The organism is Ascidiaceihabitans sp. (assembly GCF_039986515.1).
GTDB lineage: Bacteria > Pseudomonadota > Alphaproteobacteria > Rhodobacterales > Rhodobacteraceae > Ascidiaceihabitans.
The window spans coordinates 1,144,328-1,169,743 of the sequence record NZ_JBDWQO010000007.1; the positions used below are offsets into that span (position 1 = coordinate 1,144,328).

The 25,416-nt window shown below is 55.9% G+C and carries 24 protein-coding genes and 1 tRNA gene; 15 read left to right on the forward strand and 10 right to left on the reverse strand.

Annotated elements, in window-relative coordinates; translation table 11 throughout:
- Positions 1 to 24: 24 nt before the first annotated feature.
- The 11 genes from ABJL60_RS08320 (at position 25) to ABJL60_RS08370 (ending at position 15,118) form a co-directional block, all read left to right on the forward strand.
- Complete coding sequence (locus ABJL60_RS08320) at positions 25 to 3,054, forward strand: hypothetical protein (RefSeq protein ID WP_348373818.1); 3,030 nt, start codon at positions 25 to 27, stop codon at positions 3,052 to 3,054.
- Positions 3,051 to 4,934 carry a hypothetical protein gene (locus ABJL60_RS08325; RefSeq protein ID WP_348373819.1) on the forward strand — a complete coding sequence of 628 codons (1,884 nt, stop codon included), beginning with the start codon at positions 3,051 to 3,053 and terminating at the stop codon, positions 4,932 to 4,934. The genes ABJL60_RS08320 and ABJL60_RS08325 overlap by 4 nt, the downstream gene beginning before the upstream one ends.
- 106 nt (positions 4,935 to 5,040) lie before the next feature.
- Positions 5,041 to 7,335: a bifunctional salicylyl-CoA 5-hydroxylase/oxidoreductase gene (locus tag ABJL60_RS08330; protein ID WP_348373820.1), complete on the forward strand. Its 2,295-nt coding sequence runs from the start codon at positions 5,041 to 5,043 to the stop codon at positions 7,333 to 7,335.
- Complete coding sequence (locus tag ABJL60_RS08335; protein WP_348373821.1) at positions 7,332 to 8,051, forward strand: SDR family NAD(P)-dependent oxidoreductase; 720 nt, start codon at positions 7,332 to 7,334, stop codon at positions 8,049 to 8,051. Before ABJL60_RS08330 ends, ABJL60_RS08335 begins: the two co-directional genes overlap by 4 nt.
- Entirely contained in the window at positions 8,048 to 8,524 is a 477-nt protein-coding gene (locus tag ABJL60_RS08340; RefSeq protein ID WP_348291537.1) for a MarR family transcriptional regulator, read from the forward strand. Before ABJL60_RS08335 ends, ABJL60_RS08340 begins: the two co-directional genes overlap by 4 nt.
- Before the next feature lie 2 nt (positions 8,525 to 8,526).
- Positions 8,527 to 9,327 (forward strand): enoyl-CoA hydratase family protein, encoded by an 801-nt coding sequence (locus tag ABJL60_RS08345; RefSeq protein ID WP_348291587.1) that lies wholly within the window; start codon positions 8,527 to 8,529, stop codon positions 9,325 to 9,327.
- Positions 9,327 to 10,484 carry an acyl-CoA dehydrogenase family protein gene (locus ABJL60_RS08350; protein WP_348373822.1) on the forward strand — a complete coding sequence of 386 codons (1,158 nt, stop codon included), beginning with the start codon at positions 9,327 to 9,329 and terminating at the stop codon, positions 10,482 to 10,484. Before ABJL60_RS08345 ends, ABJL60_RS08350 begins: the two co-directional genes overlap by 1 nt.
- A gap of 27 nt (positions 10,485 to 10,511) precedes the next feature.
- Positions 10,512 to 12,149, forward strand: a complete 1,638-nt coding sequence (locus ABJL60_RS08355) for an AMP-binding protein (RefSeq protein ID WP_348373823.1) — start codon at positions 10,512 to 10,514, stop codon at positions 12,147 to 12,149.
- 6 nt (positions 12,150 to 12,155) lie between these two features.
- On the forward strand, positions 12,156 to 12,560 hold the full coding sequence (locus ABJL60_RS08360; RefSeq protein WP_348291543.1) for a thioesterase family protein: 405 nt from the start codon (positions 12,156 to 12,158) through the stop codon (positions 12,558 to 12,560).
- Positions 12,557 to 12,976: a RidA family protein gene (locus tag ABJL60_RS08365; protein WP_348373824.1), complete on the forward strand. Its 420-nt coding sequence runs from the start codon at positions 12,557 to 12,559 to the stop codon at positions 12,974 to 12,976. The genes ABJL60_RS08360 and ABJL60_RS08365 overlap by 4 nt, the downstream gene beginning before the upstream one ends.
- Before the next feature lie 84 nt (positions 12,977 to 13,060).
- Entirely contained in the window at positions 13,061 to 15,118 is a 2,058-nt protein-coding gene (locus tag ABJL60_RS08370; protein WP_348373825.1) for a phosphotransferase, read from the forward strand.
- 21 nt (positions 15,119 to 15,139) lie between these two features.
- On the opposite strand, the gene ABJL60_RS08375 is transcribed toward ABJL60_RS08370, so the two are convergent.
- The 5 genes from ABJL60_RS08375 to ABJL60_RS08395 are packed head-to-tail and all read right to left on the reverse strand — an operon-like array spanning position 15,140 to position 16,802.
- Positions 15,140 to 15,505: a hypothetical protein gene (locus tag ABJL60_RS08375; RefSeq protein WP_348373826.1), complete on the reverse strand. Its 366-nt coding sequence runs from the start codon at positions 15,503 to 15,505 to the stop codon at positions 15,140 to 15,142.
- 10 nt (positions 15,506 to 15,515) lie between these two features.
- A complete protein-coding gene (locus ABJL60_RS08380; RefSeq protein ID WP_348373827.1) occupies positions 15,516 to 15,695 on the reverse strand; it encodes a hypothetical protein in 180 nt (59 codons plus the stop codon).
- A gap of 27 nt (positions 15,696 to 15,722) precedes the next feature.
- Positions 15,723 to 15,971 (reverse strand): hypothetical protein, encoded by a 249-nt coding sequence (locus tag ABJL60_RS08385; RefSeq protein WP_348373921.1) that lies wholly within the window; start codon positions 15,969 to 15,971, stop codon positions 15,723 to 15,725.
- Positions 15,881 to 16,606 (reverse strand): hypothetical protein, encoded by a 726-nt coding sequence (locus tag ABJL60_RS08390; protein WP_348373922.1) that lies wholly within the window; start codon positions 16,604 to 16,606, stop codon positions 15,881 to 15,883. The genes ABJL60_RS08385 and ABJL60_RS08390 overlap by 91 nt, the downstream gene beginning before the upstream one ends.
- A complete protein-coding gene (locus tag ABJL60_RS08395) occupies positions 16,596 to 16,802 on the reverse strand; it encodes a hypothetical protein (protein ID WP_348373828.1) in 207 nt (68 codons plus the stop codon). The genes ABJL60_RS08390 and ABJL60_RS08395 overlap by 11 nt, the downstream gene beginning before the upstream one ends.
- Between ABJL60_RS08395 and ABJL60_RS08400 the strand changes: the two genes are divergently transcribed.
- Positions 16,787 to 17,062 (forward strand): hypothetical protein, encoded by a 276-nt coding sequence (locus ABJL60_RS08400; RefSeq protein ID WP_348373829.1) that lies wholly within the window; start codon positions 16,787 to 16,789, stop codon positions 17,060 to 17,062. The genes ABJL60_RS08395 and ABJL60_RS08400 overlap by 16 nt on opposite strands.
- Positions 17,063 to 17,267: 205 nt before the next feature.
- On the opposite strand, the gene ABJL60_RS08405 is transcribed toward ABJL60_RS08400, so the two are convergent.
- From ABJL60_RS08405 to ABJL60_RS08420, 4 genes are all read right to left on the reverse strand, one after another.
- Positions 17,268 to 17,903, reverse strand: coding sequence for a DUF1826 domain-containing protein (locus tag ABJL60_RS08405; protein ID WP_348373830.1), 636 nt, complete (start codon positions 17,901 to 17,903; stop codon positions 17,268 to 17,270).
- A complete protein-coding gene (locus ABJL60_RS08410) occupies positions 17,900 to 19,108 on the reverse strand; it encodes a GTP-binding protein (protein ID WP_348373831.1) in 1,209 nt (402 codons plus the stop codon). The genes ABJL60_RS08405 and ABJL60_RS08410 overlap by 4 nt, the downstream gene beginning before the upstream one ends.
- Complete coding sequence (locus ABJL60_RS08415; RefSeq protein ID WP_348373832.1) at positions 19,105 to 20,205, reverse strand: GTP-binding protein; 1,101 nt, start codon at positions 20,203 to 20,205, stop codon at positions 19,105 to 19,107. Before ABJL60_RS08415 ends, ABJL60_RS08410 begins: the two co-directional genes overlap by 4 nt.
- A gap of 1,067 nt (positions 20,206 to 21,272) precedes the next feature.
- Positions 21,273 to 21,362 (reverse strand) — tRNA-Ser (locus ABJL60_RS08420).
- Between the two features lie 229 nt (positions 21,363 to 21,591).
- Between ABJL60_RS08420 and ABJL60_RS08425 the strand changes: the two genes are divergently transcribed.
- The 3 genes from ABJL60_RS08425 to tmk are packed head-to-tail and all read left to right on the forward strand — an operon-like array spanning position 21,592 to position 24,353.
- Positions 21,592 to 22,488, forward strand: coding sequence for an SPOR domain-containing protein (locus ABJL60_RS08425; protein WP_348373833.1), 897 nt, complete (start codon positions 21,592 to 21,594; stop codon positions 22,486 to 22,488).
- Positions 22,489 to 22,527: 39 nt separating this feature from the next.
- A complete protein-coding gene (locus ABJL60_RS08430) occupies positions 22,528 to 23,697 on the forward strand; it encodes a D-alanyl-D-alanine carboxypeptidase family protein (protein WP_348291563.1) in 1,170 nt (389 codons plus the stop codon).
- A complete protein-coding gene (tmk, locus tag ABJL60_RS08435) occupies positions 23,694 to 24,353 on the forward strand; it encodes a dTMP kinase (protein WP_348373834.1) in 660 nt (219 codons plus the stop codon). Before ABJL60_RS08430 ends, tmk begins: the two co-directional genes overlap by 4 nt.
- 3 nt (positions 24,354 to 24,356) lie before the next feature.
- Here the strand turns inward: tmk and ABJL60_RS08440 are convergent, their stop codons facing one another.
- Entirely contained in the window at positions 24,357 to 25,412 is a 1,056-nt protein-coding gene (locus tag ABJL60_RS08440) for a hypothetical protein (protein ID WP_348373835.1), read from the reverse strand.
- Between the last annotated feature and the right edge of the window lie 4 nt (positions 25,413 to 25,416).

Here is a 25,416-nt window from a genome sequence, read left to right on the forward strand (position 1 = left end):
ACAGGTGACCTTGGGACTTTCCATATGACGGAAACGGCCGAAACCCTTGCTTTGGCCACACGCCACGCATCACAGCGGAAGCAGCCGCTGCCGCAAGGCTGGGATCTGGATATCATCGTGGCCCGTTTGCGCGAAGCCGGCGTCACCATCAGTCTGGACCGACACACCCGCGCCCACGCATTGTTTGCGCAATTGCATGACATTGGCGTGCAAATGACCCCGAATGAAGCCACAAACTGGCTGGTCAGTGTGCTCTGCGCCGCCCGCGAAGACGCCGCTATTCTGCGCAGTTTGCTACAGCCTGTCCCTGTTTCCAAACCTCCAAAAGTTGACGTTGGCACAGTCGTAAGCTGGGCAAGCCGCAAACAGATTTTGCGCTTTGCCGTGATTGCGGTCGGGGTGGTTCTGGTAATGGGTGGTCTTCTGTTAAGTTTGGGCAATTTGGCAGATATTACCCCCGCAGATAAAACCACCATAACCGAGCCCGGTCTTGCAGTTCCACAAGGGGCACAAACCGATGTCGTGGACGGCACCATCTTTGTGACGGATCGCGCCGACCTGCCCCATGAGAGGGTGTTGCGCTTTGCAATCGGGCGCATTTTGCAGCCCCTGTATCTGATGTTGCCGTTCTTGCTTGTGGCTTGGTTTGTGCTGGCTGGCCGCCGTGCGCAACGTGCGGCTTTGACCCGTAAAACCGAATTGGGCCGCGAATTCCAAAACATGGCCGTTCCAGCGCGGGACTTGGCCCTGTCGCGCACTCCGCATTTGCGGTGGGCGATGGAACGCTTCAAAGCGCCACGATTGGAACAGGGCAAAAGGTTGGATATGCGCGCCACTGTGGCCGCCGCCACAAAACGCCCCGGCCAGTTGGAAGTGTCCTATCTGGATGAACGTCGCAACACCGAGTATCTGCTTTTAGCCGAAGGGCGATCTGTAAACGCGCACCGGCGCCTTGTAATCCGCCGCATTCAACAGCGGTTGCAAGCCAATGATACCTCTTATGCCCAATATGATCTGGGGGCGGCTGTGGACAAGGCCGTTTTCGCCGAAGGAAAACGTGACGGACCACGGCAGGAGGCCTTGTCACAAGTCTTGAAACGGTATCGCGGGGGGCGCTTGATCCTGTTCGGCACAGCGCATGATATCTTGGCCCGCCAACGCCGCGCATCCGATGCAACCCGTATCGACGCCATGGTGGAAGACTATCAGATTGTCATGGCTTTCATTCCCGTGCCCAAAGGCCGGTGGGGCCGGTCCGAGCGGATGCTGAAGGCGATGGGTGTCACCCTGTTCGAGGCCAGCGATGCAGGCGTCGTGGCGGCAGGCCGGGCGCTGGACGCATTTTCCAACGATGGCCAAATGCCCAAAACCCGCATCTACCAAAAACGCGACGACCGCTTTTTGGCGTCCTTGCGCATCAATGCGCCGCGTTACCTGTCCGACGTCGCACCCAGCCCGCAAGAAACCGATGATCTGGTCCGCCAGATTTTTGGCTATCTGGGCAGTCGGGACGGCGTGACCCTATGTGCGGCCCTCGCGGCGGTGCCCAGTTTCAACAACGACATGGTGCTGTATCTAAGCGGTGAAGTCCTGGGGCGTCCGCTGGATGACGATCTGTCCATGCGCCTTGCAGGGCTGCCATGGATGGACAATCACCGCTTTCCCGATTGGCTGCGTCTTGCGATTTTGCGGCACACCCCGAAACAGACAAAAGATGCCTTGCGCGAACAGCTGGCCTTGATGTTTGCCGGACTGATGGAGCAATCAAACGAAAGCTACAGCGACACCACTGTCTCAATCCTGAAATCCTTGAACTACCTCGACACAGTCAAGGACCGTCTGGGAATGGGCGCAGGCCTTGTGGCCGGAGAAGGCGTATTTTTGCGATTTCTGGATGATGATCTGACCGAAGACAACGCGCTCGATCAAGACATCGGCGACATCAAAATGCACATCACAAACACACGCCTTATGGCGGGCTTTGGCATCGTGGCATTAGGGGCTGTATTGCACACCCAGATCAAGGATGCATTGGCGACCATGTCCTTTGTGACGCCCACATCTTTGACGGGTATGATTGATACCGTATGGCCCCCCTTGTTGCTGATGGTCCAGGTTCTGGGCATCGCGGCCCTTAAAGCGGGTGATCCGATCCTGACCCGGCGGCGCTGGTTGCTTTGGCCGGGATCTGTTCTGGTCTACTTGGCGGCTGTATTCACCGTTGTTTTTGTTCAAGATTACCTTGCAGGCAATGAGGTCGCGGATTGGGACGCCAGCACATTCGCGTGGTTGCCCATTTTGACATTGATGACCCTGCCCGCGGTCACATTGGCCTGCCATGTGGCTTGGGACCAACAGGCAAAACATGCACAAAGGCTACCCAGTTATCCCAACGCGCACGGGCGCACGCATATCGTGTTGATTGTTTTGGTTGTGCTGATCATTCTTCAAGTCAGCGGCGGTATGGATTTGATCACCCATCAAGGCAGTTTGCCCGACGATCTAGCATTCCATATTATCACAAACGCCATTTTTGGGAGCTATTTTGCAGCCGCCGTGGTTGCAGTCTTTGTCGTGCAGAATGAGCACGTTCAAACCATCCAGCGCAACGCCCGACGCGGCATGTTGCGCAATGCGGGCGCGATGATTGCACAGGTCGCCATCGCCAGCAGTGTCATTTTGATCGCCGTAATTTTTTGCATAACTCTTGTAGAACAAAACCAGGATTTTTTTGGCGGGTTCAACATTATCTCCGGTCTGTCTATGATTATCTGGGCCATACTTCTTGCAACAGCCGCCCTAAGCCGCGCGGGCCTGTGGCGACTGGTCGTTATACATGCCGCTTTGACAGTTGGGTCTTTGGTTGTCACGCACCCGCTGTCCGACTTCATCATCGAGTTTTCAAACACGTCGGACCTTTTGGCTGATCTTTCGTTCTTGTTTTGCGCCTTTGGCCTGCTTGGGATCGCGCTGTTTGTCGATGGGCTGATTGCGGGCCCCGTCAATAGCTATATCAGCCGTGTTTTCCCGCAATATGCGCAGGTCGCATCATGAGCGATCCTTTAGCCTCCAGCGCACAAGACACCAAATACGAAAAACGCAAAACGCCGAACCCCGAACCGGTCAATAAACCAGACCCAACCCCTGACCCCAAGCCAGCACGCCCGAAACGTGCACCGAACCACAACGCATGGACACGCGCGTATCTGGACACGCCCGCCCTGCTTTTGTTGCTATATCCCCTCTGGCTAGGTGCTGAGAGGTATCTGGGTCTGACATTAAACCTGTCCATATTGACGCTGGCAGCAAGTGCCATAGCGGGACGTCGCTGGGGGTTGCGCGCCCTGCCTGCGCTGATGGTGCTAGGCATGCCATTTTTGCTGGGCTGGACGCAATCAACCGTCAGCACCGTGGTCACAACCGGCGAATTCTGGACAATTGCCGCAATGGTTCTGGTGTTCCGTCTGACAAGCGTTCCGGAAGCGTTTGGGGAAATCTCGAACCGTCGCTGGACCCCGACAGACTGGATAATCCTGTTGGCCCTTTGTGTCGCTGGCTCTGTGACCACCAAGGCCTTCAGCATCGACGATGTTTTGCTTTTGGAACAATTGGACGCGGAACAGGTGTTCAAGGCGGTCATCCACCTGCGCCCTGAATCCAATCTGCTGCCTGTTCTGATGATTGTTCTGGGCATGTTACAAGCGCCCCGCTGGCCCGTTATGGCCTGCCTGACCGCAGGATTGATCTGTGCCGTTGCATTGTCCCCGTTTTGGCCTGTACCCACAAGCTATGCCGTTTATCTCACTGCCTTTCCCGGTCTTTGGCCGTCCGATTTTCTGACACTGGTACTGATCTTTCTCGCAACGCACAAAGTCATACAGCTGCGCCGCACCCACCAGACCAATACGTCACACAGGATGTATTTGCTGGTGATGCAGTATCTTCTGGTGCCTGCTTTGTTCTTGATGTGCATAGGGTTCGAATTCACTGTAAATCTGGCGCAATCACAACGCCCGTTCTGGACCTTTGGCAAAGATGTGTCCGGCCCCTTTGTCCAGTTCTGGACCGTTTTCGCAGCGACCCTTTTGGTCATGACATCTTCCCAACGCAGACCCGTGTTTTCCGTGATCTTGATGTCGGTGCAAGCCGCCGCGCTGCTGGTTGTTTTGTTTTTCATCGAAGGGTTGTTACCATCCGGAAATACATGGACCTCTCGAACCATCACGACACTGGTGCAACAAGCGTCCATCTTTTTTGGCACCGGTTTCGACTTGGCAGACTTGGGCCCCACGACCATTTTTTCCATCAGCGACGTATTTTCCATCAGGTGGCGCCCGCACATGCCTTTGGCTGATCTGGCGTTTGCGGCAGTTTTGCAAGCGGTGGGCGTTGTTTGGGCCTACAGGGCGTGGGGGACGTTTTCGACAGGGTTTGTAGCGCCTGCGCAGGGCACAGAAACAGTGCCGCCGGGGGGATATTTGCACGGCCTAATCGGATCCGCATTCGGGTGGTTGGCCATTGGCGTTGTGGTTTTCAATCTGACGTTTGTGGGTGTCGCCAATTGGTTCATTGAAAATGCGGAAGATATCGAAGCTGTTGAACTGGTGTCGCAGTCACAGTTGGAGGATCAGCTGACCCGTTTCAACGACGTCGTGTCCTTGGTCCGGGAAATTCAGCAATCGACATCCAAGGGGGATACGCAGGCGATAGACTTCGAAGACGTCATAAAAGTCTTCAAAAGCAACCTTGAGCGGATCGGCGCAAGTCAAACTGCCTTGCAAGATGCGCAAATCGAACCAGTACGCAACAGTGTTATGCGCAGCCTGAACAGCTTTTACGAGCTCAACGAGTTACTTTTAGAGCAGCTTGAGGATCTCGTTAACCAAGAAATAGAACGGCTGAATTTGTATCCCGGACAGCGTTCCGCAGATTGACGCACCCTACAATTACTTCAAACATAAAATATTAAAGCTTGAAGTGAATCGCCCATCTTCCTATCATCTTGAAAACAGCACCCTAGATAGATGAAAGTGGCTTAACATGCGCATCGCTTGCCTTGGTGGCGGACCTGCCGGCCTGTATTTCGCAATCTCGATGAAGCTGCGCGACCCGGCCTGCGAGGTTGTGGTTCTGGAACGCAACCGCGCCGATGACACCTTCGGGTGGGGCGTTGTCTTGTCGGATGAAACGCTTGGAAACCTACATGCCAACGATCCCGTAAGTGCCGCAACCATCCGGACACATTTCGCCTATTGGGACGATGTCGCGACGCTTCATATGGGGCAAAAAATGCTGTCTACGGGCCACGGGTTTTGTGGCATCGGGCGCAAACGCCTTTTGATAATTTTGCAAGAACGCGCCATTGAGCTGGGTGTCGACCTGCGATTTGAAACCGAAGTCGGGGCAGCCTCTGACTATATGCAGGACTTCGACGTGGTTGTGGCTTGCGACGGGTTGAATTCGAAAACGCGGCTGGAATTTGCCGACACATTCAAACCCGACATCGACACGCGGCTGTGCCCTTTTGTCTGGCTGGGCACACATCAAAAGTTCGATGACGCCTTCACTTTCATCTTCGAGCAAACGGACAAAGGTTGGGTGTGGGCGCATGCCTATCAATTCGACGATGACACCGCGACCTTCATCGTCGAATGCAGCCAAGCCACCTATGATGCCTACGGCTTTGCCGATTTGTCCCAACACGACAGCATCGCCATTTGCGAAGAGATCTTCAAAGACCACTTGGGCGGACACGCCCTAATGACCAACGCCAACCACATTCGTGGTTCAGCCTGGATCAAATTCCCCCGCGTGTTGTGCGAAACCTGGAGCCACCACAACGTCGTTTTGATGGGCGATGCAGCAGCGACCGCGCATTTTTCCATCGGATCGGGCACAAAGCTGGCATTGGAAAGCGCCATCAGTCTGGCCGAACACCTGCACAACAGCCCCACCCGCGCGGAGGCTTTCGCCGCTTACGAAGACAGCCGCCGCCTTGAGGTGTTGCGCCTGCAATCGGCGGCGCGCAATTCGGTGGAATGGTTTGAAGATGTCGAACGCTATCTGCATCTGGACCCTGTGCAACTGAACTATTCCTTGCTGACGCGCAGCCAACGCATCAGCCACGAAAACCTGCGTGCACGCGATCCCAACTGGTTGGCGTCCGCCGAAAAGTGGTTTCAGGATCAAGCGGGTGCGCCCCCTTCGACCCCACCGCGCGCGCCCATGTTCGCCCCCTTCCAGCTGCGCGATATGCGCCTGAAAAACCGCGTGGTTGTGTCCCCTATGGCGCAATACAAAGCCACAGACGGCACCCCCGGCGACTGGCATCTGATCCACTACGGCGAACGTGCCAAGGGCGGCGCAGGGTTGGTCTATACCGAAATGACCTGCACATCGGCCAACGGGCGGATAACACCGGGATGCCCGGGCCTTTACGCCCCCGAACATGAAAAAGGATGGGCGCGACTGGTTGATTTCGTCCACTCTGAGACCGACGCCAAGATCTGTTGCCAGATCGGCCACGCCGGGCGCAAAGGGTCTACAAACATCGGTTGGGAAGGCATGGACACGCCGCTTGAACATGGAAACTGGCCGCTTCTGTCCGCCTCTGCCCTTCCATGGAGCGTCGCCAATGCCACCCCCCGCGCCATGACCCGTGCAGATATGGACAGCGTGACAGCCGAATTTGTGGCGGCGGCGCAAATGGCGGATCGCGCGGGCTTCGACATGATCGAATTGCACGCGGCACACGGCTATCTGATCTCGTCATTCATCTCGCCCCTGTCGAACATCCGCGAAGATGCGTACGGCGGCAGCTTGGACAATCGCATGCGGTACCCGCTTGAGGTGTATGACGCCATGCGCAAAGTCTGGCCAGCCGCCAAGCCTATGTCCGTGCGTATTTCGGCCAATGATTGGGCAGGAGACGACGGTTTGACGCCGCAAGATGCCGTGGCCGTGGCAAAGATGTTTCAGGACGCAGGCGCCGACATCATTGATGTGTCAGCGGGGCAAACCTCGATCCAAGGGCAGCCAGTGTATGGCCGCATGTTCCAAACACCGTTTTCGGACCGTATTCGCAACGAAGCGGGTATTAAAACCATGGCCGTTGGTAACATTTTCGAAGCCGACCATGTCAATTCGATCCTGATGGCGGGGCGTGCCGATCTGGTCTGTCTTGGGCGTCCGCATCTGGCCGACCCCTATTGGACCTTGCGCACAGCAACAGACCTTGGTGACCGGCACGCGACATGGCCCCTACCCTACGAGGCCGGCCGCGATCAGGCATGGCGTCTGGCGGACAAACAAACTGAAACGGGAGGCACAAGATGAAACGGGTTTTGGTGACGGGCGGCGGGTCAGGCATCGGGCGCGGGCTGGCACAGGCCTTTGCGGATGCAGGCCATGCCGTGACAATAACGGGACGTCGCGCAGACGCATTGACCGAAACCGCCACCGGGCGCGACATGACGTGTATCACAGCGGATGTCTGCGACGAAACCGCCATTGATGCGCTGTTTGAACAGCCTTTCGACATCGTGGTTGCCAACGCAGGCATGGGCCGCGCAGCCCCCTTGACCGACGTGTCACTGGATGACTGGAACCAGACGTTGGCCGTCAATCTGACCGGCACCTTCCTGACATTTCGCGGGGCCTTGCGCACAATGAAGGCAGGCGGGCGATTGATTGCCATTGCATCCACTGCCGGATTGCAAGGCGGTCCTCGCATCGGGGCCTATTGCGCCTCAAAACACGGCGTCATCGGCCTTGTGCGTTCCGTCGCTCAGGAAGTGGCCAGCGCAGGCATCACCTGCAATGCGGTCTGCCCGGGCTTTGTGGAAACCGACATGGCCAAAGCCGCAGTTGCATCTGTGATGCAGGCGCGTGGCGTTGACGAAGCTCGCGCCACAAAGATGGTGGTGTCGGGCAACCCGATGGGGCGTATGATCGACGTGGACGAAGTGGTGTCTGCCGCACTTTATCTGGCCTCGGACGGGGCATCCAGCATCAACGGACATGCATTAAGCGTGTCAGGAGGCGAGATATGAACAAAACCCGACCCGAAACCGACACAGATCCTGCATCAAAAGAACGCTTGCGTCTTTGGCTTCGCTTTCTGAAAGCCAGCCGCGCCATCGAAGCGCAATTGCGTGAAAACCTGCGGGTGGAATTTGCCTCGACCCTGCCGCGTTTTGATTTGATGGCGGCCCTCAGCCGCTATGAAGACGGTCTGAAGATGAGCCAGCTTTCAGGCGTTTTGAAAGTGTCCAACGGCAATGTGACCGGCATTGTGGATCGCTTGGCCGAAGACGGCATGATTGTGCGTGTGCCCGTCCCCGGTGATCGCCGCGCCACATTGGTGCGATTGACCACACGGGGCCACGAAGAATTCGCCATTCAGGCCGCCGCCCACGAGACATGGATCAACGATATGTTGGTAGATTTTTCAGGTCAGGAGGCACGCGACATTGCTGGCCGGCTTGAGCAGCTCGACACCAGCCTACAGGAGAAAACCAAATGACCATGCGCACCGACGTCGAACACTTCAGCTGCACTTTGCAAGACGGCATCGCCACGGTCAAACTGGATCGCCCCGACCGCAAGAACCCGCTGACCTTTGACAGCTATGCAGAACTGCGCGACTGGTTTCGCGATCTGGTTTATGCGGATGATGTGAACGCAGTGGTGTTTGCATCCAATGGCGGCAATTTCAGCTCTGGTGGGGATGTGCACGACATCATCGGCCCCCTCACCAAAATGTCCATGAAAGAGCTTTTGACCTTCACCCGCATGACAGGCGATTTGGTCAAGGCCATCGTGAACTGCGGCAAACCCGTGATCGCAGCTGTTGACGGCGTCTGCGTGGGGGCTGGCGCCATCATCGCCATGTGCTGCGATCTGCGCGTGGCCACCCCTGCCGCCAAATGCGCGTTCCTGTTTACGCGCGTGGGTCTTGCGGGATGTGACATGGGGGCCTGCGCGATCCTACCCCGCATCATAGGCCAAGGCCGCGCCGCTGAACTTTTGTATACCGGTCGGTCCATGACCGCCGACGAAGGGGCGGCTTGGGGGTTCTACAACAAACTTGTGGACGCGCCAGCGCTTGAGACGGAGTCTCAGGCTTTGGCAGCGCGTATTGCATCTGGTCCCAATTTTGCCAACATGATGACCAAAACGATGCTGGCGCAAGAATGGTCGATGTCCATCGAACAAGCCATCGAGGCGGAAGCCCAAGCGCAGGCGATCTGTATGCAGACCGCCGATTTTGAACGCGCCTACACCGCCTTTGTGTCCAAAGAAAAACCGGTATTCGAGGGCACCTGATGGCAGACAAAACCTTTCTGAACTGGCCGTTTTTCGAAGACCGGCACCGCGATCTGGCCCAGCGCCTTGATGCTTGGGCCGCAAACAATCTGGCCGGTATAGACCATACTGATACGGACGCCGCCTGCGCCGCCCTGGTCGCGGCTTTGGGCGATGGCGGGTGGTTGAACTTTGCAGCTGTTGATCCCGACAGCGCCGCGCCGCTGGACGTGCGCAGCCTGTGTTTGATCCGCGAAACGCTGGCGCGCCATGACGGCTTGGCCGACTTCGCCTTTGCCATGCAAGGGTTGGGCACCGGCGCGATTTCACTGTTCGGCACCGATGACCAAAAGCGGCAATGGTTGCCACGCGTGCGCAGCGGTGCTGCTGTGTCAGCCTTTGCGCTGACAGAACCGCAATCAGGGTCAGATGTCGCGAACTCTACCATGACAGCCGTTCAGGATGGCGAGACCTATGTGTTGAACGGAGAAAAAACCTGGATTTCCAACGGCGGGATTGCGGATCTCTACACCACATTCGTGCGCACAAGTGACGGCCCCGGCGCCAAGGGGCTATCGGCCTTTATTGTACCCGCCGACACCGCGGGCCTGACTGTGGCAGAGCGTCTGGACACCATCGCCCCGCATCCCCTTGCCACGCTGCGCTTTGACAATGTGCGTGTGTCTGCATCCGCCATGCTGGGCCACAGCGGCGACGGCTTCAAAATAGCGATGGCAGTTCTGGATGTGTTTCGCTCAACCGTTGCTGCAGCCGCACTTGGGTTTGCGCGCCGCGCCTTGGACGAGGCGCTGACCCGCGTCACCACACGCCATGTTCAGGGCGCACCTTTGTTTGATTTGCAAATGGTGCAAGGTCACATCGCAGACATGGCAATGGACGTCGATGCCAGCGCCTTGCTGGTCTACCGCGCGGCCTGGACCAAAGATGCAGGTGCGCCGCGCATCACCCGCGAGGCCGCAATGGCCAAACTGTTTTCCACCGATCAAGCCCAAAAGGTCATCGACAAGGCTGTGCAATTACATGGTGGCGATGGTGTCCGGTCCGGTCAAACCGTCGAGAAACTGTACCGCGAAATCCGTGCCTTGCGCATCTACGAGGGCGCGTCCGATGTTCAACGCGTCATTATCGCCCGTCAAACGCTTGGCGCACACACCTAGCGACACCCCGCCCTTAGGAGAAGCCTCATGTCTGGACGAACCGCACATATCGATACCTTTGCGCGTGACAACTTGCCCCCGGCTGACAGGATGCCGGACTTTTTGCTGGACGGGTTCGATTACCCTGACCGATTGAACGCAGGCGTCGAGTTGACGGATGCCATGGTGCACAAGGGATATGGCGACCATACCGCGTTGATCGGCAACGGCAGGCGGCGCACCTACAAAGAGTTAACGGATTGGACCAACCGTCTGGCGCATACTCTGGTCGATGATCTGGGCCTGAAACCCGGCAACCGCGTGTTGATCCGGTCGGCCAACAATCCCGCCATGGTCGCCTGCTGGCTGGCCGCCACCAAAGCAGGTGCCGTCGTGATCAACACCATGCCCATGCTGCGTGCCGCTGAGCTGGTGCAGATCGTTGAAAAGGCGGAAATCACTCACGCCCTCTGTGACACACGCCTGATGGACGAAATGACCAAATGCGCTGACCAATGTCCGCATTTGGTCCGCGTGACGGGCTTTGACGGCACGTCGAACCATGATGCGGAACTGGACCGTTTGGCCTTGGAAAAGCCTGTGCAATACAGTGCTGTGGCCACTGCGTCGGATGATGTGGCTTTGCTGGGGTTCACTTCTGGCACAACGGGTGCGCCCAAGGCCACGATGCACTTTCACCGCGATCTGCTGATTGTGGCGGACGGATACGCCGCGGAAGTTCTGAAAGTCGATGCGCAAGACGTCTTTGTTGGCTCACCCCCTTTGGCCTTTACCTTCGGGTTGGGGGGACTGGCCATTTTTCCACTGCGCTTCGGGGCGACAGCGACCCTGCTTGAAGACGCATCGCCGCCCAACATGGTCGAGATCATCCAAAAGTACAAAGCCACCGTGTGTTTCACGGCCCCCACCGCCTACCGCGCGATGTTGGCGGCGATGGATGCAGGCGCCGATCTGTCCAGCCTACGCGCAGCTGTTTCTGCGGGTGAAACCCTACCTGCGCCCGTGTATCAGGACTGGATTGCAAAAACCGGCAAACCCATGCTGGACGGCATAGGTGCCACAGAGATGTTGCACATCTTCATTTCCAACCGTTTTGACGACCACAAACAAGCCTGCACCGGCCGTGTTGTGATGGGATATGAAGCTAAAATCGTGGATGATGCAGGTGCGCCCGTGCCTTTCGGAACGCCCGGCCGTCTGGCGGTGCGCGGCCCAACGGGGTGCCGCTATCTGAACGACGACCGGCAAGCGGGCTACGTGAAAGACGGCTGGAACATCACCGGCGACACCTTCACGATGGATGCCATGGGGTACTTGTATTTCGCCGCACGCAACGACGATATGATTGTCAGCGCAGGTTACAATATTGCAGGCCCCGAAGTGGAAGCCGCTTTGTTGTCGCATGAAGCTGTCGCGGAATGTGCCGTCATTGGCGCGGCCGACGATGCGCGTGGCATGATCGTGCAAGCCCATGTTGTTCTGGCCGCACACACCCCGTCACCACAGATGGTCCAAGCGCTGCAAGACCATGTCAAAGCAACAATTGCGCCTTACAAATACCCCCGCAGCGTTGTGTTTTGCGACGCGCTTCCCAAAACACAAACCGGTAAGATCCAGCGTTTCCTGCTGAAACAACCGGCCCCTGTCACCCAAGTAAAGCACTGATTTTTCATGGTGTTCTCCATCCCTCAAAAAGTGCTTTTCAAGCACTGTGATCCCGCCGGACTGGTGTTTTATCCGCGCTACTTCGAGATGATAAATGATCTGATCGAAACCTTCTTCGACCATGTCGGATATCCCTTTGAAACGCTGCATGGTGCCTATGCTGTGCCCACTGTCCAGATCGATGTGACTTTTCCCGCCCCCAGCAGACATGGCGATCATCTGGAACTGGCCCTGCAAATACACCGTCTGGGCACCACCAGCGTGACGTTCGAATGTCGCGCAACAGCCAGCGACAGATTACGCTTTGAGGGCACATCGACCCTTGTCCACATCACCAAAGATGGACAGCCCACACCTTGGCCCACCACAACACGCGCGGCATTTACCCCCTATATCCGGAGCACAACATGACTGCCAAAAACATTCACCCCGAAGGCTGGGCGCCGGCCAAAGGCTATGCAAACGGCATGCTGGCACGCGATGGCACGTTGTATATCGGTGGCCAGATCGGTTGGACCGCCGAAAAGCAATTCGCGTCACATGATTTTATCGGCCAGATGGAACAGGCCCTGCGCAATATTGTGGCCATCGTGGAAGCTGCAGGCGGATCGGTGACAGACATCACGCGGTTGACGTGGTTTGTGATCGACAAAGCAGAATACGCTGCACGGCAACGCGAAGTCGGCGACGTCTACCGCCGCGTCCTTGGTAGACATTTCCCGGCCATGTCGATGTTGGTTGTGGCGGGATTGGTCGAAGATGATGCCTTGCTGGAAATCGAAGCCACAGCCTTTGTTGGAACAGCACCGTCGAACGCCCTGCCCTAGGCTCAGAACCCTTTTGGTCACATTTGAAAACAGGTTTTCCATGCCGCCCTTTATGCCTTAGGCTCAGTGGAAATGGAGACCGAGATGACCAAAAAGCTGACGTCCTCAAAGCGGACCAAGATACGCAGTTTTGTCGCCAACACGGATTTCCAACGCCTCGACGACTATTTGCAAAAACTGGACCGCAGCACCGTTGATGTCGCGGGTGTGCCTTTCCAAATTCTGGACTGGGTTCTTTCTGACCATGGTCTTTCCGACTGGACCAGCTTATCCGCGTTTGGAAAATTCACATCCGGTGCCCAACCCCGTTTGTTCGCGGCCATTTTGCAAGATCTACAAAACACCGCACCAACAGAGTTGGTTGCGATTTCAAGGGATGCAGACGCGCACCCAATGACACGTTTCGAGGCCATGGGATGGGCCGTCTACTGTCAGCATGGTGCGCATACGTCGAAAGCTGGCGCCAGCGCGGCAAAGGGGGCGGACGTTTTTCAATTCTGGGACCAAGACGCGCCCCCCGCAGATGTCGCGGGCGCCATTCAGGAATGGCGAGGCTGTTCAAAAACTCATCACTTGTATTCGGATGTATCCGCCGCCGCCTATATTCGGGAATATTTCGGGGCCTCTGCAGCGTCGGAATTCGCGGCGCTGGATCATCCGGCACTTCGATCAGATGTATTTCGGCTGTATCGGCTGGCGCAAGACGGTGGGCTGTATTGCGATGCGGACAGCTACCCGCAATTTGCAGCAGCCGGTTTTGCGGGCCAAGAGGTCGGCGACACATGGGCCGCGTCCATGACCAGATACCCGAACTGCGCTGCAATCAACGGCTTTATGGCGGCCCCCGCGAAATCCCCGTTCATTGAAATGTATCTGGATCAGGTTTTGCGCAACATCAAAGACGCCAGAGTGCGTGGGATTTTCTGGCTTTCTGGCCCCGGTGCACTGACGACGCTTTTGTTTGAAAAACGCGGCGCGTTGGATGTTAAACTGCTTCCATATGGCGCGTTAACAACCAACTACTTCAAGCAATTCGATGCGTCTTACAAAACGACGCCAAAAAATTGGCGGGTGTTCGAACACAACCAGGGCATCGGGAACAAACAAGGATTACAAATCGCTTTGAAACAGGCAGATCATCCAAGTGACAAGAACGGCGACGGCGAAAAACTGCGACGCGCGGCACGACACAGCTTTGAGGTACTGACACCGCGTATCGGACAAGATGCGACACCTTACAAATGCACTCAGGAATGGTTGAAAAACGATCCAAACAGGTTGCATATATTGCAGCGCTACGATGCCACGAACGCTAAAACCTTGATGCTGAAACACGCGGCCCGCCCAATGGACGAGGCTGCATTTTCAGACATTCTGACAGCGCATAATCTTGCCCAAACCGCACTTGAAACATCCCCCGTTGCAGGTGTCCCAAAAATATTGGTGCAAGACGCATCCCGCCAATCCTACGTGATGGAATACATCCCCGGAGACACAGTTCTGTCTTTGTGTCGCGAACAAGAAGACCACACCGCGGCCCTGAAAAAAGTAGGGGCATGGCTGGCCGCCTATCACAAAGGCACGTTTCAGGAGGAAAGAACATTTCAGCCCAAGTTTATGGCCCAACATGTGTTGCACTTGGCCGGTCAGCTGGAGCGTGGGGAAAGAAACATAGACGGAAAGAAACGCTTTATTGAATTGGCAATGCAGCTTCAGGACCATGTGCCTGCTGCTTCGGGACACACGACAAAAATTGCAGCAAAGCACGGCGACCTGAACATCCACAATTTGATGATTGCGGGGCAAAAAACCTATGCAATGGATTTTCTGGGCATCAGCTATGCCCCCGTGGCCTATGACATCGCACGGGTCCTTTTAAGTTATGTGCAGATGGTTGGGGACGTGGATCAAATCCCAAACGGCCAGATTGTTCCCCCCGACATTACGCAAGCCTTCTGGTCAGGGTATGATTTTATCGATCAAGACGATCCCTCTGTTCAATTTCTACAGAAGACCCAAATATTGATGGACTGGAACCGTATGCCCCGCAACAAAAGCCTAGATCGCGAAATCCGCTTTGCGCGTTTGAAAAAAATCGCGCGGCGTGCGTTTGGCTCTGCAAAGCCGGACCGCCCGACATAAAGACCACCACCGTTTTGCACATCAATACACATCTCTTTGATAACGATGTGCTTTTCGCAACGCGTCTAAATAAGCCTTTGCCGCATCTGCGTCCAGTTTCTCGTATTCTGCGACAACACGGTGGATCGCGGCATCAACGTCGGCCGCCATCCGAAGTGCATCACCGCAGACGTAAATCGCCGCCCCGCGGTCAAGCCATGCGAAAAAAGCGGCACCATCCAGTTCGATCAAATGTTGCACATAACATTTGTGATCAGTGTCACGCGACCACGCCAAGCTGAGTGTATTAAGGTGACCGTTCGCGTCCCAGGCCTCTAGCGCGTCTTTGTAAAAGTAGTCATTGGCTGCGTGTTGATCACCGAAGAACAACCAGTTTTCTGCGGTCACACCACGGGCCTCACGATCTTTGCAGAAACGCGTGAAACGGTGCGATGCCAGTGCCCGGCCCGATCATGATCATGATCATGATCAAAGGGACAGTATCATCATCCAGCAGGTGAAAATGGGGGGCTTTGTGCACATAAACGCCCACGGCGCCACCCACTTGCAGACGACCGGCCAGATAGGTCGATGTCACGCCTTTGCCTTTGCGCCCGTTGTGGGTTTAATGCATTTCGCCGATCGTCAAAGGCACCTCGTCGGGGTGTTTCTGGGGGCTAGAGGAAATCGAATAAAGGCGGGGTTGTAGCGTGCGCGACCCGTCGATCAGGCTTTGTGCGGTTAGGTCTGTCAGATGCGGGATCAGAACCGTTTGCCAGACGGTCAACCGGATGTCGTTGCGGCCATGCACCATCGCGATCCGCCCCAAACTGCGCATTTGATCACAAGACAGACGCCCCGTTTCCAGCGCAATCCCTGCGTATTCGAAACGTGCATCAGATTGTGGGTGCACACCATCCCGGTTTCGCATGTGAGGTCGCGGTGCCCCGAAATACCCTCCAGCCCGATACGGCAGTAAATCCCCGGATCAACCGGCGCGTCTTTACCCACTTTGACGGCTTGGAACGCGATGTCATTACGGCGGGTGTGCGGGGCAAGGTTGATCAATTCGACCGGATCAAACCCCGCTGCGGGGGAAGTCGTCAGATTGCGTTCGGAATCCGCGCCGGACCCTTGGCACGACAGTCCCGCTTCGGTCAGCGCATCCATCACGTTCAGCACATCTTTGGGTGCGATTTCACGCACCTGAAGGTTTCCGCGCGTTGTCACATGGGCATGGCTTGGGCCATAGGTGTCGGCAATCTCAGCCATCGCCTGCATCTGATCGCCACGCATCTGGCAGGCAGGCAGGCGCAGACGGATCATATACCCTCGGCTTGCGGGTTCGACATTGAAAAACCCAAGGTGGCGCAGCAAGAACTGATCCAGACCCGTCGCGATTTCATTGCGCACGGTCAGGTCCAGCTTTGTCAACGCCGACATCAGGCAGGCAATTGGGTCCTGCGTGAACCCGTTGTCTGTCTGTTCCGTCACCAGATCACCACGCATTATATGCAAGGTATTTCCCAGACAGTTCAATCTTCACCCGAGCGCCTTTGTCATGTTTGACCCGTGCCACGGACATCTCGAAATCAATAGCCGACATAATTCCATTGCCAAATTCTTCTTCAATCAGCGCCTTAAGGGTCGGGGCATATACGCCAACAATTTCATAGAAACGGTAAATACATGGATCGTTGGGCATTGCCGGTGTCGGGTCCTTTGCGCACTTCAATTGAAATTCCTGCCAATGCCGCCGGGACAATCATGCAGGGTGCTGACACAATCGGTTTCGAAATCGCCACATGCGGCAAACCGTCGTCACAAAAGCTGGACTATCGCGCTTTGTCATCTCGGGATCAGGCACCAACGTTTGTGCATCTGTCGCAACTTAAAGGCCGCTCGCTTTCGGTTGTGGCCGGGCGCTTTGCTGAACAAATCCGAAAATTATACGCGCAGCCGTGACATCGTCCACATCACACTCGCCCATTCAAAGAAAGCGTTTGGATCGTTTTGTCACTGGGTTGAACTGGGTTGGGCTTTGGCCCCTCGCGTTTTGCTATTCAGTGTTCAACAAAGCGATCACCGCATTCTTACTCAGCCTCTTTTCGCACCGGAAAGCAAATGCTTGGCGGTCGTGGTGTTGCGATATGGACGCTGCACACAGCGCTCACATCTCATCCTCTAGGTCAAAGATTGGGTCAAGAACCAGAACCAGCCGCGTCTCGCCTGACCCTTCAATCGGAGGCGAGCGGTGCAACACCCCTGTGGGTGTTTGCTGCGGCCATAACGCGCCACGCAACAGGATCGGTGCACCGGTTGGAACCGTGTGAATAACGTCAGGGTCTGCGTGTTCCCTAGAGGTGCCATATTGCGTGCCGGTGCCGCGGTAAGTGCACACCAGCCGCGCCGTGATGGCATCAACATGGAACTTGCGGCAGGCATTGGTCGTGACACGGTCCAAACGCAAGCGCATGTAACTGACGTCCATTATATCGCGGAACCGGTGCACTAGCCCTGCGATGTCATTGATAAGGTGTTGACGATGCGCAGAATTTTCCATGCCAGCATCACAGCAGGCGTTCAATACGGCAGCCCGCACGTCTTGCGTTTGCACGACCATGCGCGTGGACGGCAAATGATCAGGTTCTAACCCGTCGATCCACGCCTGAAAGGGACTTGGCATGTCGCGCTGCCAGATCACGCCCGCACACTCCGGGTGGGTTAGCATGTTCAGGTCTTGGGGGTTTTGCACGACACCAATCCCGGCGGTGCCGTTTGGCAAAACCTTTTGTAAAAATGTCATGCTGCCCGCTCATTCATGCGCCATTGGGGAAAGGGATCGGGGAAGTCCGGCAAACGATCAGGCGATGACGCCACATCCTTAGACACAAGCGCCCCATCAAGGTTCGCTTTCAGCTCCGCCCAATTGATACCTGCACCGATGAACACAAGTTCTTGTCGACGGTCCCCCCATGGCTCTTGCCAGTGTTGGGTCATGTAGTTTTGCACACTGTCTTGCGGCGGCCAGCTTTCTTTTGGCACAGAAGCCCACCACGTTCCCAAGGGCTTGATGGACGACAAGGCCCCCGCCAACGAAAATTCCACCACCCATTTCGGACGCGTCGCAATCCAGAAATGCCCTTTGGCACGGATCACGCCTGGCAGGTCGCCGTTCAAAACCTCTAGGATCTTTTCTGGCTCAAACGGTCTGCGGGCACGGTAAACAAATGAGGCAACCCCGTATTCTTCGGTCTCGGGGACGTGGTCGGCAAATCCGTAAAGCTCTTTTGCCCACATCGGGTGATCATGGGCCTTTTCAAAGTCAAAAAGCCCCGTATCCAAAATCGCATCCGCAGGAACATCAGAATGATTGGCTTCGATGATACGCGCATCTGCGTTCAAGCTGCGAATGATCTGACGTGCGGCTTCAACTTGGTGGGGTTCCGCGTCGGCAACTTTGTTCAGAACCACAACATCGGCAAATTCAATTTGTTCCACCAGCAAATTGACCAATGTGCGTTCATCGTCTTCGCCCAAAGTTTCACCGCGATCACTTAGAAAATCGTGGCTGGAATAGTCGCGCAAAAGGTTCACAGCGTCCACAACAGTCACCATCGTATCCAGCCTAGAGACATCGGACAGGCTTTGCCCGTCTTCGTCCCGAAAATCAAAAGTGGCCGCAACGGGCAAGGGTTCAGAGATACCGGTGGACTCGATAAGCAAATAGTCAAAGCGGTCCTCGGCCGCCAGACGTCGCACCTCGGCCAACAGATCATCGCGCAGCGTGCAACAGATGCACCCGTTCGACATTTCGACAAGGGTTTCATCCGTGCGGCTCAGTTCCGTGTCTGCACGCACAAGGTCCGCGTCGATGTTCACTTCGGACATATCATTGACAATCACCGCAACACGCCGGCCATCGCGATTGTTCAAAACCCGGTTCAAAAGCGTCGTTTTTCCCGCGCCCAGAAAGCCGGACAAGACAGTGACAGGTAGTTTTTTAGTCATGGTTGGATTTCCTTTTCCAGGGAAGCGGCGGTTTCATTTGTTTGCCAAGCGCGCAACATATCAAGACTGCGGGCCAGTTCCGGGCGGGTCATGTCCCGGGCGATGACGACAATCCGGGACTGTTGGTTGCCCGCCGGCCAATCGTGCAATGGCACAGGTGGATCAAAGAGGTGTTGGACGCCGTGAAACACAAACGGCGTATCCACGCCCTCGACATGCACAATGCCTTTGACGCGCAAGATGTCTGGCCCGCGCAGTTTGATCAGCGTATCAAGCCAAAGATCAAAGGCATCGGCAGAAATCGGACGTTCCAGCACGATAGAGGCCGAACCGATGCGCGCGTCATGTAGGTGTGAATGCGCCGCAAGAGGCGGGGCAGAAACGAAACCCGATAAGTTGCTCAACGGATCATCAGGTGTGGGGGGTGTATTCGGCATCAGCCAGTCCATGACCGGTTCGGTTTTGCCTTGACGGTGCATGCCACTTAGCCCCCAAAGCGCCTCTGTGGGCACCCCACCATTTTGGGTGCGCAAAATTTTTGCGGTGGTGTTCAGGGTCTTCAGTCGTGCCTCAAAGGCTTGGGATGCGGCGTCTGGCACAAGGTCTGTTTTGCTTAGAACAAGCAAATCTGCCATCGCAACCTGCGAAACGGCCTCGAATTGGCGGTCCAATGTATCTGGACCCATTGCAGCATCCACGACCGTCACAACGCCGTCGATACGGAATTTTGACGCCAAATAGTGATCCGCTAAAAAAGTCTGAAGAATAGGACCCGGATCCGCAAGGCCTGTGGTTTCGATTACGATACGGTCAAATTTGACGCGCCACGTCTTTCGACGAAACATCAGGCTTTGCAAGGTGCGCGATAGATCACCGCGAATAGAACAACAAAGACACCCCGACTGCATCAGCACAACGTCTTCATCCACAGCCTCGATCAGATCATGATCCAACCCCGCCTCACCAAATTCATTCACGACGACCGCAATCTTGGGACCTGCCTTGGTCGACAGGATCGTGTTGAGCAAGGTGGTTTTCCCAACTCCAAGAAAACCAGTCAGCAATGTCACGGGCAGACGTTTTTCAGTGGGTGGCATGGGCGTGGCTCTCGTCTAAGGTTCCAATTTGTTATGTTATAACATTGCAAATTTCTGCATTGCAATACTTCAATGACAAATTGTGTGCGTACCCGCACTGCCGCCATCATCGCCCCATAAACGACGTGAAAACCTGCGTTGCCACATCGATAATCCCAGCCACGTCAAGCAAGGGCAGTTTGTAGACTTGCCTCTTCTATCATTTCCCGGGTTTGCCCTTGCCGCGCAGACAGCAGATTGTGACAAAATGGCGTGAATGCACGCTTGCACTCAGACATTTGATTGGAAGTGCGCACGTTCCCAACGACCTAACGAAATTGCAGCGAAAGACGGTTCAACAGTTTGCACGCAACCAAACGACACTGCTTTAAGCAATCAAATGCTGCAAAAATGGTCAGGGGGCGGGGGTACTATCAAAGCAAGCACAGACAGCACCGGTTGATCGTAGCAGACTACTAAATCAGGAAAGGGGCGGAAGAACTGCCTTCCATGTAAGGCCTATAAGCAACTGGCGATATTAGATAAAAAACAAAGTACAAAGGATGTACCACATAAAGTATCTCACAGCGTTAGAGATATGACTATTCCAGGTCGGCCACTATCGGTCCGCCAGAAATCAACTAAACGCAGTAACAATCGCAACTGCCCACTGCGCAAACGGGCTTGAACCCGTAGATCTTATTTTGTGCGCCTCTCCCAACGATCCTCATCGTAGCGCCATACAAAATCTGTGTATTGAACAGTTGCCACATGCCCAAGCCAACAAGGTCAAATATCTGCGACCCAATGCGCTGGCGGCATACCTTGAACAGTTTAATGAACGAGAAACCACCTTGATCCGTGGATACGAGGTGTTGGTGAAGACCGCGCCCAGTGACCCAGAAGACGTGGCGTACAGGGAAATGCGAATACAGCAGTTGATCAGATCAATGCAAACGTAGGCTAATATAGGACTTCGATTCCCGATTTGAGATAATTATATATGATCAATTGTGGGGCAAAGCGTGGGGCTTGGATTGCGCCCCCGCACCCAAGCATACGATTTTAAACCACAAAAACGATAGTCGTGGCGGAGGAACAGGGATTCGAACCCTGGGAGGACTTTCACCCTCGTCGGTTTTCAAGACCGGTGCATTCGACCACTCTGCCACTCCTCCGACGTCGGTATCTCTAAAAGGGTCAATCCGATTCTGCAAACCCCCAATTGCAAAGCTGTAAGCTGCGGTTTCGTTGGGGATTTTTGCCGATTGTGAGTGCTGCGCCTTTTCAGAACGACCATGACGCGCTAGGATGGCGCAAAGATCCCCGTCAGGGGGCTATTTAACGTGCCAAAAATCGGCACATCCGGCGCGGGCGGCGTCGTAACAGGCTAGGATGACACAAGCGATGGGCAGCGCAACACAGGCACACAACTCAGGTTTTTCAAACGCATTGCGTGTGCAAAAACGACTAATGGCAGCAGCCTTGGGGCTGGCCTTGATGGCAGGCTGCGACGGGGCCGGCAACTTCCAGTTCCCGCAATCCCTACGCGGCAACGCTGCGGACGCGGATGGCGCACCACGCAAAGGGGCGCTGACCAAAACTACAGAACGCGACATCGAAGCACCGGATGTATTTTCCGCAACAGAAGCAGGGCTTTGGGACGGGCGGCCGTCCTTGGGCGGCGTTTGGGTCGCGCATCCCGATGTCACCGATCCGGAACGCGTCATCATCCGCAATACGACAAACGGCAAATTCGTCGTGGGCGCCTTATTCCGCCGCGAACGTGACATTCCAGGACCGCGGTTGCAGATTTCCTCAGATGCAGCGGAAGCGCTTGGTATGTTGGCGGGCGCACCGGCTGAATTGAACGTCACAGCCTTGCGCAAAGAAGAAGTTCCCGTCGAAGCGCCAGCGCCTGAAACCGTGGACGGTGTGGCAGAACCTGCGGATGTGTCCGAAAGTGCCCTTGATCCGATAGCAACAGCGTCCGCCGCAATCGACGCTGCGGCCCCTGCCCCAGCCACCGCATCTGCCGCAGCACCCGCGCCCAGACCCGTTGCATCAAACCTCGATAAGCCGTTTATCCAGATCGGTATCTTCTCGGTTGAAGCAAACGCAAATCGCACCGCCCAGCAAATGCGCAGCGCGGGCATGTTGCCCACGATCAAACGCGGCGAAAACAACGGCAAACCCTTCTGGCGTGTCGTGGTAGGCCCCGCCGCCACAGGATCAGAGCGTAAAGCCCTGCTGAAAACCATCAAAGCGCAAGGCTTTTCCGATGCCTATGCCGTCACCAACTAAGTCAGACGTGAACCACAGACCCAAAGGACATGTGCCCTTATGATCCGTTCCATCACTGCCATCTTCGCTTTGATCATGTCGACGACGTTGCCGCTGCATGCCTTCGAGACACGGGCCACAGCCGCATATGTGATTGACCAAACCACCGGCACCGTCTTGCTAAACAAAAACGCAGACACACCCTTGCCGCCTGCATCCATGTCCAAATTGATGACACTTTACATCGCATTCGAGGCCGTGAAACGTGGCAAAAACAATGGCGGTCTTGATCTGCTGGAAGAATTGCCCGTCTCTGCGCAGGCGCAAAAATACGGCGGCTCGACCCTGTTTTTGAAAGCAGGCGAACGCGTCAAAGTCGAAGACTTGTTGCGTGGCATCATCGTATTATCAGGCAACGACGCATGTGCGGTGATTGCCGAAGCCCTCAGCCCCGATGGCACCGAAGCGGGGTTTGCCCGCATGATGACCCAGCGCGCCCAACAGATGGGCATGACCAATTCCACCTTCGCCAATTCCAACGGCTGGCCTGCCGCAGGACACCGCATGTCGATGCGCGATCTTGCCTTGTTGGCCAACCGCCTGATCGAAGATTTCCCCGAATTCTATCCGATGTTTTCCCAAAAGGAATTTCTGTTCGACCAAAAGGAAAGCTCCAACCGGTTCAACCGAAACCCGCTGTTGTCGTTGAACATCGGCGCGGATGGGTTGAAAACCGGGCACACCCAAGAAGCAGGCTACGGTCTTGTTGGATCCGCTTTGCAGGGCAACCGACGGGTCATTTTTGTGGTATCCGGTCTTGAGTCTGCCGCGGCACGCGCTCAGGAATCTGAATCCATTGTCAACTGGGCCTTCCGCCAGTTCGCCCAACGCGGTCTGGCCAAAGCAGGTGAACGTCTGGCCACAGCAGATGTCTGGATGGGCGCGGTCCCTAAAGTCGGGTTGGTTCCGGCAGAAGATGTTTCTGTGCTGTTGCCAGTCCTTGCAGGCTCTGAAGTTGAAGCCGAAGTGGTCTACACCGGCCCCATCCAAGCCCCCATCGAAAAAGGCCAACCCTTGGCAGAACTTGTGCTGTCCCCCGAGGGCCTACCGGAAACGCGCATTCCATTGGTTGCGGAATCCGATGTCGCCGATGGTGGCTTTATGGCGCGTCTTAGCACCGCAGCGCAGCAGTTGATTTCGCGTTTGAATGCAGGGCCAACCGGATCGTGACCACACCATTTACGACCTCTGAAAGCACGGCGCAAAAGCCCGCAGGTTTGTTTATCTCATTTGAAGGCATCGACGGGTCTGGCAAGTCCACACAAGTCCGGCTTCTGGCCGAACACCTGACGGCTTTGGGGCGCGACGTCATCGTCACGCGCGAACCCGGTGGAAGCGCGGGCGCCGAGGAAATCCGCGCCCTTGTATTGCAAGGCGATCCTGACCGTTGGTCTGCCGAAACAGAAATTCTGTTGTTCACAGCTGCCCGTCGCGACCATATGGAACGCACCATACAACCTGCTTTGGATGCAGGGAAAATCGTGATTTGTGACCGTTTCGCCGACAGCACCCGTATGTATCAGGGCCTGTCGCGTGGCGACCTGCGCAGCACAGTGGATCAGTTGCACGATCTGATGATCGGCCGCGAGCCTGACCTGACAGTATTGATCGACATGGATCCCGAGGTCGGCCTGTCACGCGCCCTCTCGCGCCAAGGCGTCGAAGAGCGTTTTGAGACTTTCGGGTCGGATTTGCAAAAACAGATGCGCGCCGGTTTTCTGGCCCTCGCACAAGAGTTTCCAGACCGTTTTGTCGTGGTTGACGGTGCGCATGACGTGGCCAGCGTGGCAGACGCCTTGCACAGCACCGTCATGCCACGGCTTTAGGCGTTAGCCCAAAAGCCACGCATCATAGTTTCCATGTGTGTCGCTGCCTGCGAAGTGTTCGATGGAAAAGTCGTCAACAGACGCGTTCTTGATGATGATACGCACGTTCCCGTCAACGATCCGCACCTTGTCCCCTGCGTCGGTGGCATGTTCTGAAAACCATGAAAAAGCATCGGCTTGGGTCAAAGTGTTGTTGTAGCCCACGCCAAATCGCAGCACATCTTCGGAAAAATCAAAATCGCGTACGACATTTCGTCCGGTTTCGATCGTATGCGCGGCAGCTGTCGTGTCCTCAGTGGCGATGTTGAAGATGAACATATCCGCGCCGGCCCCTCCACTCAGTTGGTCGCGCCCGGCCCCGGCAATCAGATAATCACGACCACTGCCGCCCAGCACCCAATCATCGCCTGCACCGCCGCGCAGACCGTCATTGCCGCTTTGCCCGTAAATCTTGTCGTCGCCCGCCTGCCCTTCGATACTGTCGTGGCCGGAACCACCGCGCAAAATGTCGTGGCCATCCGCACCAATCAGATGATCGTCGCCTGCTTGCCCTTTGAAGCGCACAGGGCCACCGGTCGCGACCATATAATCATCGCCCCACCCTGCACCAAACCAACTGCTGTCGTCGCTGACCTTGATCACATCGTTGTTTCGGGTGCCAGACGTCTGCCCCCCGGGTGCATTGGCCAAAATCGACACACCTGCTTCTCCTGGCAAGCGCCCTGTTGTCAACGACACCAAAGCCAACAACATATAGCTCATGCCGATGGCAGGCGTGTCATACTGATCAAACAGATCTGACAGGTCCTGCGTGGGTCCCGTGTACTGCAAGACAGGGTGCAACACGGTATCGCCGCCATCGGGTTCTGTGTATTCCAGCTCAAAAGAAATCTGATTGTACAGGCCATCAACTGGCGTGCGTGCCTCACCGAACTCAAAATCAGACCCGGAAAACCGCATCTGATAAAAGAACTCTGTGCCTGTCGCCGCATCAAGATAGGTCGACAGAACATACGTAAACCCTGTGGTCGCTTGATCGGTAAAAAATCTATCAGCCATGTGC